At 44.1% G+C, this 13,041-nt stretch carries 12 protein-coding genes; all 12 read left to right on the forward strand.

Annotated features, from left to right (window positions below; all coding sequences use genetic code 11):
• Nucleotides 1–38: 38 nt before the first annotated feature.
• Genes C9J48_RS07805 through C9J48_RS07860 form a run of 12 tightly spaced genes read left to right on the forward strand, consistent with a single transcriptional unit; the run spans nucleotide 39 to nucleotide 12,856 of the window.
• Entirely contained in the window at nucleotides 39–1,439 is a 1,401-nt protein-coding gene (locus C9J48_RS07805) for an AMP-binding protein (protein WP_373456042.1), read from the forward strand.
• Between the two features lie 25 nt (nucleotides 1,440–1,464).
• On the forward strand, nucleotides 1,465–1,815 hold the full coding sequence (locus tag C9J48_RS07810; protein ID WP_006228774.1) for an ApeI family dehydratase: 351 nt from the start codon (nucleotides 1,465–1,467) through the stop codon (nucleotides 1,813–1,815).
• The gene (locus tag C9J48_RS07815) at nucleotides 1,815–3,503 is read left to right on the forward strand and encodes a glycosyltransferase family 2 protein (RefSeq protein WP_006228773.1); all 1,689 of its coding nucleotides are present in this window, start codon (nucleotides 1,815–1,817) and stop codon (nucleotides 3,501–3,503) included. The genes C9J48_RS07810 and C9J48_RS07815 overlap by 1 nt, the downstream gene beginning before the upstream one ends.
• Entirely contained in the window at nucleotides 3,493–5,037 is a 1,545-nt protein-coding gene (locus tag C9J48_RS07820; protein ID WP_006228772.1) for an HAL/PAL/TAL family ammonia-lyase, read from the forward strand. Before C9J48_RS07815 ends, C9J48_RS07820 begins: the two co-directional genes overlap by 11 nt.
• Before the next feature lie 44 nt (nucleotides 5,038–5,081).
• The gene (locus C9J48_RS07825) at nucleotides 5,082–5,519 is read left to right on the forward strand and encodes an acyl-CoA thioesterase (protein ID WP_006228771.1); all 438 of its coding nucleotides are present in this window, start codon (nucleotides 5,082–5,084) and stop codon (nucleotides 5,517–5,519) included.
• Nucleotides 5,503–6,189: a LolA family protein gene (locus C9J48_RS07830; protein WP_006228770.1), complete on the forward strand. Its 687-nt coding sequence runs from the start codon at nucleotides 5,503–5,505 to the stop codon at nucleotides 6,187–6,189. The genes C9J48_RS07825 and C9J48_RS07830 overlap by 17 nt, the downstream gene beginning before the upstream one ends.
• Nucleotides 6,173–8,554 carry an MMPL family transporter gene (locus tag C9J48_RS07835; protein ID WP_006228769.1) on the forward strand — a complete coding sequence of 794 codons (2,382 nt, stop codon included), beginning with the start codon at nucleotides 6,173–6,175 and terminating at the stop codon, nucleotides 8,552–8,554. The genes C9J48_RS07830 and C9J48_RS07835 overlap by 17 nt, the downstream gene beginning before the upstream one ends.
• Nucleotides 8,551–9,177 carry a DUF3261 domain-containing protein gene (locus tag C9J48_RS07840; protein ID WP_006228768.1) on the forward strand — a complete coding sequence of 209 codons (627 nt, stop codon included), beginning with the start codon at nucleotides 8,551–8,553 and terminating at the stop codon, nucleotides 9,175–9,177. The genes C9J48_RS07835 and C9J48_RS07840 overlap by 4 nt, the downstream gene beginning before the upstream one ends.
• 11 nt (nucleotides 9,178–9,188) lie before the next feature.
• On the forward strand, nucleotides 9,189–10,433 hold the full coding sequence (locus C9J48_RS07845; protein ID WP_006228767.1) for a beta-ketoacyl-[acyl-carrier-protein] synthase family protein: 1,245 nt from the start codon (nucleotides 9,189–9,191) through the stop codon (nucleotides 10,431–10,433).
• The gene (locus C9J48_RS07850) at nucleotides 10,426–10,905 is read left to right on the forward strand and encodes a hotdog family protein (protein WP_006228766.1); all 480 of its coding nucleotides are present in this window, start codon (nucleotides 10,426–10,428) and stop codon (nucleotides 10,903–10,905) included. Before C9J48_RS07845 ends, C9J48_RS07850 begins: the two co-directional genes overlap by 8 nt.
• Nucleotides 10,902–11,627 carry a 3-ketoacyl-ACP reductase FabG2 gene (locus C9J48_RS07855; protein WP_006228765.1) on the forward strand — a complete coding sequence of 242 codons (726 nt, stop codon included), beginning with the start codon at nucleotides 10,902–10,904 and terminating at the stop codon, nucleotides 11,625–11,627. Before C9J48_RS07850 ends, C9J48_RS07855 begins: the two co-directional genes overlap by 4 nt.
• Nucleotides 11,624–12,856: a beta-ketoacyl-ACP synthase gene (locus tag C9J48_RS07860; protein ID WP_006228764.1), complete on the forward strand. Its 1,233-nt coding sequence runs from the start codon at nucleotides 11,624–11,626 to the stop codon at nucleotides 12,854–12,856. The genes C9J48_RS07855 and C9J48_RS07860 overlap by 4 nt, the downstream gene beginning before the upstream one ends.
• The last annotated feature ends 185 nt before the right edge of the window (nucleotides 12,857–13,041 follow it).

A 13,041-nucleotide genomic window follows, 5' to 3' on the forward strand; every position in this document is an offset into this window, starting at 1 on the left:
CAGAAGTCGTTATGACCTTAAAATCACTGACTAACTTGATGGTTCAACCTTGGCCCGATACGCAACCAGTAGTTATCGCTCCATTAAATTGCACTGATTCTGAAAACACGGCATCTAACCGCATACCATCCGGTAACGTATTATGGTCACAATTCCACTCAGATGTAAATGTATTAACCCAGCAACTTACCGCCAGTAAACACCAACGTTGGGCTATTTGCTTTGACGATAGCTATTTTTTTGCGGTCGCCTTTATGGCTGCCGCACACGCTAATCGCCACATCATTTTACCAGGAAACTACCAGCCAGCAGCTTTAGCTGAACTAGCACCACACTTTGATGCCGTTTTACACGATGGCGTGGCCGATCTTAGTACCACAGACATCGAACTATTCACCGTAGATGCAGCATCGCTCATTGCGATGAGTGACTCTCAAACGACAAATAGTCCCCCATTTACATCATTACTTCTTAATGCTATTTGTTTAACGCTATTTACTTCAGGGTCAAACGGTACCCCTAAAGCGATAGACAAAACGCTTGCGTTACTCGATGCTGAAATTGAACAACTTGATGCGGTTTGGGGTGAAAAGCTTTCAAACTCAGCCATTACCAGTACCGTATCGCATCAGCATATCTATGGCTTATTATTTCGTGTTTTATGGCCATTATGTTCTGGTCGTGCATTTGAACGCTTAAATGTTATTTACCCAGAACAAGTCATTGCACACGCAAACCAAGACACCACTCTAATTAGCAGCCCTGCGTTGTTAAAACGGCTCACTGAAGAACATATGTCTAAGCCGTATCGTGCAATTTTTTCTTCCGGTGGCCCACTGTCATTGGATGCTGCACAACACAGCCATAATCTGTTTGAACAACGCCCTTTTGAAGTCTTTGGCAGCACTGAAACTGGTGGGATTGGTTACCGACAACAACAAGATGCCACGACCCCTTGGTTACTATTTCCAGCGATTAATATGATGTTAAATGCTGAAGGCTGCTTACGTTTATTATCACCTTTTATCGACCCTAACAATTGGTATCAAACCAGCGATCAGTGCGCATGCTTAAGTGAGCGTACCTTTATGCTAAAAGGGCGAGCCGATCGTATTGTAAAAATAGAAGAAAAACGTATTTCTTTAACCGAAGTAGAACGTCGTTTATGCGAGCTAGATTGGATTGAAGAAGCGGCTGTATTTCCACTGGAAGAAACCAACCGCTTAATTTTGGCTGCCGTTATTACATTGTCTGAAAATGGTAAGAAGACCATTGATGAATTAGGCAAAGGAAAGTTTTGGCTAACATTACGCCAAGCCTTACGGCAGTCAGTAGAACCTGTTGGCGTGCCCCGCCGCTACCGTACTGTTGATGAAATCCCGCTAAATAGCCAAGGTAAGCGTTTAGTACGAGACTTAGAACAATTGTTCATCGATTAAAATCAACACGATAGATAAGAGCATCATGATAAAACGTAAGCCTACAATTATTGCTCAACGCATTTCAGACAATAGCGCCGTACTCACGCTAAAAGCTGACGCTGATATATTGGACTTTCAAGGTCACTTTTCATCTCACCCTTTACTACCAGGTGTTACGCAAATCGACTGGGCTATGCATTATGGTCAAACATTACTTCATGCCAACCCTCTTTTTGCTGGGATGGAAGTAGTGAAGTTTCAAGAGCCTATTTTACCCGATAGTACCGTCGAATTATCGTTAACATGGTCAGATGAAAAACAGAAATTACATTTCGTTTATACATCCGATAAAGGCACCCACTCTTCTGGTCGTATTAAATTGGATGCCAAGTAATGACAACCTTCCATCCTTGTTTTCTGATACCTTGTTATAACCATGGTGAAACAGTACCTACTGTTATTGACTCGCTTGAACCTTATGGCTTCCCTATTATCGTAGTTGACGATGGTAGCGAAGAAAGCACCAAAACCATCTTGTGTGAGCAATCAAAGCGTGACAACGTCACTGTTATCACGCTTTCAGAGAATCAAGGAAAAGGTAGTGCTGTTACCGCAGGGGTCTATCAAGCGTATAAGCAGTGTTTTAGCCATGCAATTCAAATAGACGCAGACGGACAGCACAATTTAGACGCTTTACCCAAACTCATTACAGAATCAAAAACACATCTTACAGCGCTTATTTCTGGTCAGCCGGTATATGACGAATCGGTACCTAAATCACGCTTATATGGTCGCTACGCCACTCATATTTGGGTATGGATTGAGACACTTTCTTTCACCATCAAAGACAGTATGTGCGGTTTTCGCTCTTACCCTATTGGCCGTACTATCAAAATATTAGAACGTAATAATATTGGTAAGCGCATGGATTTCGATACCGAAATAATGGTACGCATGTATTGGGACGATTGTGATATCCGCTTTATCGATACCAAAGTGATCTATCCTGAAGGCGGGATCTCTCATTTCGATGCATTGTGGGATAACGTAAAAATCAGTGCCATGCACACCCGTTTATTCTTTGGCATGTTACCGCGAATTCCTAAGCTATTAAAACGCAAAACCAGCCAGCAACAACATTGGTCATCGCATACTGAACGCGGCACGATCATAGGCATTAAAGCGTTGTTAGCGGTATATGCGTTATTGGGACGTACAGCCTTTAATATATTATTAAAAGCAGTAATAGCGTATTACTACTTGACGGGAAAAGCTGCACGTAAGGCATCAGAAGAATACCTTGATCAGCTTAAAAAACACGCCCAGCAGCAAAACATAGCTTTACCCGCAAAGCTCAGCAGCTATAACCATTTATTGTCTTTTGGCCATACCATGCTTGATAAACTATCAGCATGGCGCGGCGACTTTTCTGAGAAAAACCTGACCATACATGGTCAAGAACATTTTGACGGCATTGTCGAGCAACAGCGTGGCGTGGTAATTGTCGGCTCCCATTTGGGTAATTTAGAACTTTGCCGAGCACTAAGCCGTCGCCATAAACATATAAAAATTAACGCGTTAGTTTTTACCGAACATGCTGAACGTTTTAATGCCGTTATGAAGGCTGTTAACCCAAATTCTGATCTCAATCTTATTCAAGTCAGCACGCTTGGGCCGGATACCGCTATTTTACTGCAACAAAAAATTGAACAAGGGGAATGGATTGTCATTGTTGGCGACCGTACCTCTGTCACCAAAGAACAACGTGTTGTCTGGGCTGATTTTCTTGGCCAACCAGCACCATTTCCTCAAGGTCCATTCATGTTGGCTGCCGTGCTAAAAGCACCGGTTTACCTCTTATTTGGACTTAGGGATGATAATCAAAAGACACCGCACTTCGATGTCTATTTTGAACCTTTTAGCGAACAAATCAAATTGCCCAGAGGTCAACGTGAAGAAGCCCTTACTCAGGTGGTCAATCAATATGCAAATCGTTTAGAACATTACACGATGAAAGCACCACTACAATGGTACAACTTCTTTAATTTCTGGCAGTTAAGTGGAAAAGATAATGACAAATAATACTCAGCAACCTATTACATTTGGCGCAGAACGTCTCACCATCGAAGATGTTATGTCTATCGCCAATGGCGCACCAGCCGCCATGAACAGTACCCCTGAATACACCGGGAAGATCGATCGTAGCGTTGCATTTCTAGAGCGCCTTTTGAAAGAAGAAGGGGTTATTTATGGTGTAACAACAGGCTATGGTGATTCATGCACTGTCGCGATTCCACCCAATCTTGTTGATGAGTTACCACTTCACTTAACCCGTTTTCACGGCTGTGGCTTAGGCGAAAATCTTGACCACCAGCAAGCCCGTGCGGTATTAGCGACGCGTTTGTGTTCTTTGTCTCAAGGTTTTTCTGGCGTGAGCCACGATTTGCTCAATCAACTTGTAACGTTAATTAACCACGATATTTCACCTCGAATTCCTCAAGAAGGTTCTGTCGGTGCAAGTGGCGATTTAACCCCGCTATCGTATGTTGCTGCGGTATTAATTGGCGAGCGAGAGGTTATCTACAAAGGTGAGATTCGACCAACAGCAGACGTATTTGCCGAATTAGGTATTACACCTATCAAGCTAAAGCCTAAAGAAGGCCTAGCCTTGATGAACGGCACCTCAGTGATGACAGCATTAGCTTGTATCGCTTACAAACGTGCCGAATACCTTGCTCAGTTAGCAACCCGTATTACAGCAATGGTGTCTTTAGGCATGCATGGTAATGACTTCCATTTTGATGAAGCATTATTTGCTGTAAAACCGCACCCTGGCCAGCAGGAAATTGCAAGCTGGTTGCGTTCAGATCTTCAAGCGGATACACCACCACGCAACAGTGATCGCCTACAAGATCGTTATTCACTGCGCTGTGCTCCACACGTGATCGGTGTATTGCAAGATACCCTACCGTGGCTACGCCAGATGATCGAAAATGAACTTAATAGCGCCAACGACAATCCAATTATCGATGGCGAAAACGAGCGTGTTCTACACGGTGGGCACTTCTATGGCGGTCATATCGCGATGGCTATGGACACCTTAAAAACCGCGGTTGCCAATATTGCCGATCTTTTGGATCGTCAAATGGCGCAGTTGATGGATTATAAATTCAATAATGGCCTACCGTTTAATCTAACCGGTGCAGAAGGCGAACGTAAGCCTATTAATCACGGCTTCAAAGCGGTACAAATTGGTATTTCAGCATGGACAGCCGAAGCATTGAAAAACACCATGCCAGCCAGTGTGTTCTCACGTTCTACTGAATGCCATAACCAAGACAAAGTCAGCATGGGCACCATTTCCTCTCGTGACTGTTTACGTGTTTTGCAATTAACCGAGCAAGTGACAGCGGCTTCACTATTAGCGGCAACGCAAGCGCTAGAGATCCGCAAGCGCCATAATGAGCTCGACGAGAATCACTTTAGCCCTGCGCTGAAATCCATGACGGAAGCTGTGCTTAATGATTTCGAATTTGTTATTGAAGATCGCCCACTAGAAGGGGATCTACGTCATTTCATCGAGATGATTCAACAGCAGCATTGGGATCTTTACTGATTTTCACCATCATTGATCCATGATCAAACACGGAGCTTTTTTAAATGACAGAACAACACCGTATTCTAGATGCCGACATCATTATGGTGACATCTTTCCAAGATGCCGATCCCATGGGTGTGGTTTATCACGGTAACTACTTCCGATATTTTGAAGAAGCTCGCCGTATTTTGATGGAAAAAATTGCCTACAGTTACCATGACATGATGGCTTCTGGTTACATGTGGCCGATCATTGATACGCGGGTTAAGTACGTTAAGCCTATCCCGTTTAATCATCAAATCCGTATTACTGCAACGTTGACCGAATGGGAAAACCGCCTGCGGGTTGATTACGTTATTTACGATGCAGAATCAGGGGTACGTATGACCAAAGCACATACCATGCAAGTTGCAGTTGGTATTGAAGATGGTGAGATGTGCTTTGTTTCGCCTAAAGCATTCACCGATAAAGTGGAGACATGGCATGCCGGCACAGAATAATATCGCGAGTGGCGACATTCGCAGCCCACGAACAACAGCTAAGCGTTTATTACACAACGTCACTCTTGGGTTAAGCCTATGTGCAGGGCTTATCAGCTTCTCTGCTAACGCGATAACATTACCTGATCTGCAAAAGAAATTATCGAATCAGCCGATTGTTCGTGGCGACTTTGAACAAACTCGAAAAATGGAAATGTTCAATGCACCATTAACCTCGCAAGGACAATTTCTATTAGCAGAAAAGCAAGGGTTACTGTGGCAGCAAACTACCCCTTTTCCCGTTGCCTTAGTGCTAACCAAAGACAAGTTAAGCCAGCAATTTGGCGATCAAGACGCACAAGTGGTTTCTGCAAGTGAAAACCCGATGGTGTTCTATTTTAGCCACGTATTCCTGTCATTATTTAAAGGCGATACGAGCCAATTAACTGAACAGTTTAAGCTTGCCTTAAACCAACAGCCTAATAAAGAAGAAGAGTGGCAGTTAGTACTTACGCCTAAAGCTGCTCCTTTGAATGCTGTCTTTAAGACAATCACAATCAATGGCGATACGTTCATTAACCATTTAACGTTAACCGAAATTCGTGGCGATGTGACTGACATTACATTTTCCAACCAACGTACAGCCCCTGCTGAACTGACTGTAGAAGAACAACGTGCCTTCCAATTCTAAACTTGCCTTTGCTTGGTTATTCATCACTCTGGTTTTTATTGGTGCCTTAGGGTATCAATTGACCGTGCGTAACCAGTCACCAATAGAAACTAATATTCTGGCATTGCTACCGGAAAATCGACAAGATCCTATCGCACAAGAGGCCTTTGATCAGGTCGCGAATAGCATGAGCGATAAAGTTATCTTTCTGATCGGAGGCCAAGATAAACAAGCGTTATTAGCGGCTTCTGAGCAATTATCAACAGAACTAGCAACGGTAGGGCTATTCAGTAAAGTCACAGGTAGAATCAGTCAGAACGCACAACAAGCTTGGGGTGAGTTATATTTCCCTAAACGCTTTCAACTACTGACACCTGAACAACAAGCACGCTTACAACATACCCCTGAACTGCAAAATCAACAGGTTCTTCAAGCTCTGTATAACCCATTTTCAGGGGTAACAGGCAATGAACTGCGCAGTGATCCGTTTCTGCTCTTTCGTGATTTTCTTTCTCAACTAACGAAGCAATCAGGAAATTTTCAATTAACCGATGGCTTTTTAACAACGGATTATCAAGGCAAAGATTACATATTAATTGCTGCCGATTTATCAGATTCAGCCTATAGCTTAAGTCTACAACGCCAGCTGCCAGCACTCACCACGTTAGAAAATAATATTCGTCAGCAATATAATGTCGACGTACTGCACACTGGGGTGATCTTCTATGCGGCACACGGTACTGAAAGCGCTAAAAGTGAAATAAGTACCATAGGGCTAGGCTCGCTGCTTGGCGTTATCGTTTTACTATTGGCGGTATATCGCAGCGCTTTACCTATCGCTCTTGCCTTGCTGTCTATTAGCTGTGGGTTACTGTCGGCATTTGTATTAACCGTCGCTATTTTCGGTAAAGTCCATCTGTTCAGCTTGGTATTCGGTGCCAGCTTAATTGGCGTATCTATCGATTACGCATTCCATTTCCTTACAGACCGTTTAGCGGCAGGCAATAAATGGAATGCACAACAAGGCTTACACCATATTTTTGCAGCTATCACTTTGGGGCTTATTACCAGTTTGATTGGCTACCTTGGTATGCTTATCGCACCTTTCCCAGGCTTGCAGCAATTATCTTTATTCTCTGCTATTGGCTTAACCGCGGCTTACGCGACAGTCGTATGTTGGTATCCGATTTTAGCGCGTAAACCTAGCCAACAACGCAGTGCCTTGCCATTCATGCATACAATGACAGCATGGCTAAATTTATGGCAAAAGCCGGTTATTCGTATTGCTCTCCCTTCCATCATATTCATCGCCGCTCTGATGGGTATGTATCATGCCGATTACAACGATGACATTCGCCAACTACAGGCATTGCCGTCTGATTTAAAACAACAAGAAGCAACGATTAAATCAATCACTGGCGTAAGCAGTAGCCAACAAATGTTGTTAGTAAAAGCCGATGATGAACAAGACCTGCTAAACCAATTACAACAAGTGACTCAGCAGCTTGATACGTACCAAAAGCAAGGTGCATTAGGCGGATACCAAAGCATTAGCCAATACTTGCCATCTGAAAATACCCAGTACAACAATTTCGCCTTAGTAAAACAGCTTTATCAACAGCAAGGCGATGCATTAACACAGCAGTTAAAGCTCAATGCACCTGTAGCATTTGAACAAACATTTACTCCTCTAACCATTGATGATTTTCTGGCGTCCTCCGTTGCTGACCCATTGCGCTTTATGTGGCTGGGTAAGTTACAAGGAATACAATCTGCCATCATTATGTTGAGTGATGTGCATCAACCTGAAATCATTCAACAGTTTGCGACTCAGCATCTTAATATCAGTTACCTTAATAAAGCGGATGAGATCTCCCTGCTATTTGGTGAATACCGAGTACGAGTGACAGAATTACTGATTGGTGCAACATTGGCAATTTGGGCGTTGCTTGCTTGGCGCTATGGCATGAAGAAGGGTGTTTTACTTATTTTACCACCAGTTATCGCAGGCTGTGTAGGCATAGCCGTTACGACAATTACTGGTGTACCGTTAAACTTATTTAACTTGCTCGCGCTAATATTAATTTTAGGGATTGGGATAGATTACACCCTATTCTTTGCTGAGCAGGATCATGCTATTGATGATAACGCTGAAGGCAACTCGGAATCGGTTTCGACCCAAAGTACATTTCTGGCAATCAGCCTATCAGCAGCTACGACACTATTGTCATTTGGTTTATTGGCCTTGAGTGCGACCCAAGCAATACACAGTTTTGGCATTACCGTACTGACCGGCATTATAGTGGCGTGGTTACTCGCTCCTTTATCCATGTCGGTTCACGCTAAACAGACCAGCAACACTCGACACAATGAGGCGAATGAATGATGTTCACCGTAACACAGCGATCAGTCTTGCAGAAAGTGCCATTCAAACCATTTGCGTTAGCCATGTTGGTATTCACCTTCAGCGGTTGTGCGATGAAGCCTGAACAACAAGCTAATCAAGTTAGTATTGCACCCGATACCTTGGTCACATTACCGACTGCAGCCCAATTAGGGCATTCATTAACCGCAAGTCAATTGATCACCGCTCAGTGGGCAGAACAAACCCACCAGCTCCCCGTGCAACTGCAAGTCGATAGTCAGAAGCTGGCACTGGCTGGCTTTTCATCGTGGGGATCTCGTATTCTGAGCTTAACCTATGAAAACCAGACAATTGAAGCCAGTGTATTACCAGGATTAGGGGACACGCTGCCCAAGCCTGAACAAGTATTGTTTAACTTGATGCTGACTCTATGGCCGTTAGATGCATGGCATAAGCCATTAAACGATGTGGGATGGCAACTAATAGAAACAGCACAGCACCGCCAGCTCATTGATAATAAGGGTATTGTTGTCGCTGATATAAACTATCAGTCATCACAACACCTTGATGGTGATATTACCTTTATCAACCATCAACTTGGCTACACAATCACCATTAAAACGTTAGATTACAACCAAGAATAATAAGAAAGGCGATGACGATTAATATGTCGAACACCACGAAAAAAGACAATAAAAGTACGCCCGTGTATATTCATGGCTGTGGGTTTCATTCTGCGTTAGGCAAAAATGCAGAAGAAATACATTCACGCCTGCAGCAAGGGGCTTCACCCGATATGCTGCCAGTAAAAGGCTGGTTGAATGATGGGTCTGATACGGTTGTAGGTAAAATACGCGAATTCCTACCTGCAGTGCCAGCACGCTACCAGCAGCAAGATACTTTCAATAATCGCCTTGCACTATCAGCCTTGCAGCAAATTACTGCACCGATTGAGCATGCGATTAATCAATATGGCAAAGATCGTCTCGCTGTAATCATCGGCACCAGCACCTCGGGTATTTCAGATGGCGAGAAAGCCTTAAGCCAGCAGATGGATAACGGCTCTTTTCCTGCTGATTATCATTACTACCAACAAGAAATTGGTAATCCCGCTGAATTTGTTGCTGATTATTTCGGGCTAGAAGGGCCAACCTATACCATTTCAACGGCTTGTTCTTCAAGCGGTAGGGTTTTTCTTTCAGCCAAACGATTATTAAAAATGGGCATTGTTGATGCTGTTATCGTCGGTGGGGTCGATTCTCTTTGTCAGCTAACCTTAAATGGTTTCCACGGTTTAGACGCACTTTCAAACACCTTATGTAACCCTTTTAGCAAAAACCGTAATGGCATTAATATTGGTGAAGCGGCCGCATTCATGTTGTTAGCCTTAACGCCAGAGTCTGACGAAAAACAAGCCAAACAGAAGATCGCTTTGTTAGGTGTTGGCGATAGCTCTGACGCCCACCACATCTCGGCGCCACACCCTGAAGGCAATGGTGCAGAAGAAGCAATGCGCAAAGCACTGGATGATGCAGGGCTAGCCCCAGAAGACATTGGCTACATCAATGCACACGGTACAGCAACCCCGTTAAATGACGAGATGGAAGCGAAGGCTATTCATCGTGTCTTTGGTACAAAAATACCAGTAAGCTCAACAAAACCTTTTACTGGCCATACTTTGGGTGCAGCGAGTGCTGTAGAAGCGGCTATTTGTTGGCACATATTACATTACGGCATTGATCTTCCTGCACAAATAAATGATGCAGAAATAGCAAATAGCCTTGCCCCTATTACGTTAGTTGAACCGAAAGCGAAACTTGTTCAGCCCGCGATTTTAAGTAATTCATTTGCCTTTGGTGGCAATAACATCAGCCTGATATTTGGGTATACACATGACTAATATTCCACATCTGCATCAACTTATACCTCATGACACACCGATGGTGTTGGTTGATGAGCTCATCGACGTAGGTGAAGAACATGTTCATTGTCGGGTGAATATCAACGAAAATTGTATTTTTTTCGATCCTGAAACCCGTAGCATTCCTGGCCATGTCGGCATTGAGTTTATGGCTCAATCTGTTGCTGGTTGGGCGGGTTATCATGCTTGGAAACAAGGTAAACCCTCCCCTATTGGTTTTTTACTCGGGTGCCGCCGCTACCAAACAGAATGCAGCGCTTTTAATGAGGGTGACTTACTCGACATTTATGCCGAGCGCCTAATGGAAAATAATGGAATGGCAGTTTTCACTTGCCGTATTGAACATCAAGGAACAGTGTTAGCCACTAGCCAATTAAATGCATTTGTTCCATCACCAGAAAAATTAGATCAAATGATCGGCCACTCTCAAGAAAATAGGAATCCTTCATGACCCGACAGGTATTAGTAACAGGCGCGAGTAAGGGTATCGGACGTGCCGTTGCTACACAGCTTGCTAAAGACGGCTTTACTGTCGCAGTCCATTACATGAGTGACAAGTCTGGCGCAGAAGCGACATTAAGCGATATTCAACACGCTGGCGGTTCGGGTCGTATTATTCAGTTCGATATAAGTGATCGTGCTCAATGTCGTGAACAACTTGAAGCCGATATTGCTAAATATGGAGCCTACTATGGCGTCGTCAGTAACGCTGGTATTACCCGCGATACCGCGTTCCCTGCGATGACAGAAGAAGAATGGGATGGCGTGATTCACACCAACCTCGATAGCTTTTATAACGTACTTCACCCTTGCGTTATGCCAATGGTACAGAAACGCAAAGGTGGCCGTATTATTACATTAGCGTCTGTTTCTGGCATTATAGGTAATCGTGGTCAAACTAACTATAGCGCAGCAAAAGCAGGCGTGATTGGCGCAACTAAATCGTTAGCACTAGAGCTAGCTAAACGAAAGATCACGGTAAACTGTGTCGCACCCGGCTTAATCGATACCGGTATGGTTGATGAACATGTTAAAGAACATGCCTTGCCACAAGTACCATTACGCCGCATGGGCGAACCTGAAGAAGTAGCGGGTCTTGTTAGCTACTTAATGTCTGATATCGCGGCGTATGTAACCCGCCAAGTAATTTCGGTAAATGGAGGACTAATATGATCCGTCGTGTTGTTGTAACAGGCATGTCTGGCGTAACTGCTTTAGGGAATGACTGGAAGGCCATCGAGCCTAAATTGCGTGCTTGTGAGAATGCGACCCAGTATATGGTCGACTATGAACAATATGATGGCTTAAATACAAAACTTGCCGCGCCTATTAATGACTTTTCACTGCCTAAGCATTACACCCGTAAAAAAATTCGCTCTATGGGTCGGGTATCCAAACTCTCAACCTTAGCGACAGAGAATGCCCTGATACAAAGCGGGTTACTCGATAACGACGTACTGACTAACGGTGAAACTGGCATTGCTTACGGCTCATCGACCGGTAGTACCCCCGCTATTGGTGCCTTTGGTGTCATGCTAAATGAAAAGAGCACCAGAGCCATCACCGCTACAACCTATGTGCAAATGATGCCCCATACAACCGCGGTTAACGTCGGTTTATTCTTTGGTTTTCGTGGTCGTGTTATTCCAACCAGTAGCGCATGCACATCTGGCAGCCAGGCCATCGGTTATGCCTATGAAGCGATTAAACACGGTTACCAAACCGTCATGATTGCAGGCGGCGCTGAAGAGTTATGCCCAACAGAATCAGCAGTTTTTGACACTTTGTTCGCGACTAGCCTTAAAAATGATGCTCCGAAAACAACCCCTCGCCCCTATGATACCGATCGCGATGGTTTAGTGATTGGTGAAGGTGCAGGTACCTTGGTACTCGAAGAATACGAACACGCTATTGCGCGTGGTGCCAAAATTTATGCAGAACTGGTTGGCTTCGCCAGTAACTGCGATGCGGCTCATGTCACTCAGCCACAACAAGAAACCATGCAACTTTGTATGGAAATGGCGTTAAAAAATGCGGATTTGTCGCCAGAATCTATCGACTACGTTTCTGCACATGGCACGGCGACAGAAAAAGGTGATATTGCAGAAAGTAATGCAACAGCCAACATCTTCGGCGATAAAGCACCGATTAGCTCATTAAAAAGCTACTTTGGTCATACTCTTGGTGCCTGTGGTGCCATTGAAGCATGGCTGAGTTTAGAGATGATGCACACGGGCTGGTTTAGCCCAACCTTGAACCTTGATAATATCGATGAACGTTGTGGTGCATTAGATTATATTCGCGGTGAAGGGCGCAATATTAATTGCCAATATATTATGAGCAATAACTTTGCGTTCGGCGGTATCAATACATCATTGATTTTCAAACGCTGGCAAGAATAGAATTAAAAAAGAGAACGTAGTGCTAGAAATTGAAGAGCGGAGCTTAGGGCACGCTCTTCAACTAATAGCAGGAGTTCAATCTTGAGCAAACCTACCGTCACTTTCTAAGTTGCATCCCCTCACTGTAGGTCATATGTTACCAAACCTCTGCATCAAAACACTTAGGCTAGCAATTCTGGTTACTT

Source organism: Photobacterium profundum, from assembly GCF_003026285.1.
GTDB classification, from domain to species: domain Bacteria; phylum Pseudomonadota; class Gammaproteobacteria; order Enterobacterales; family Vibrionaceae; genus Photobacterium; species Photobacterium profundum.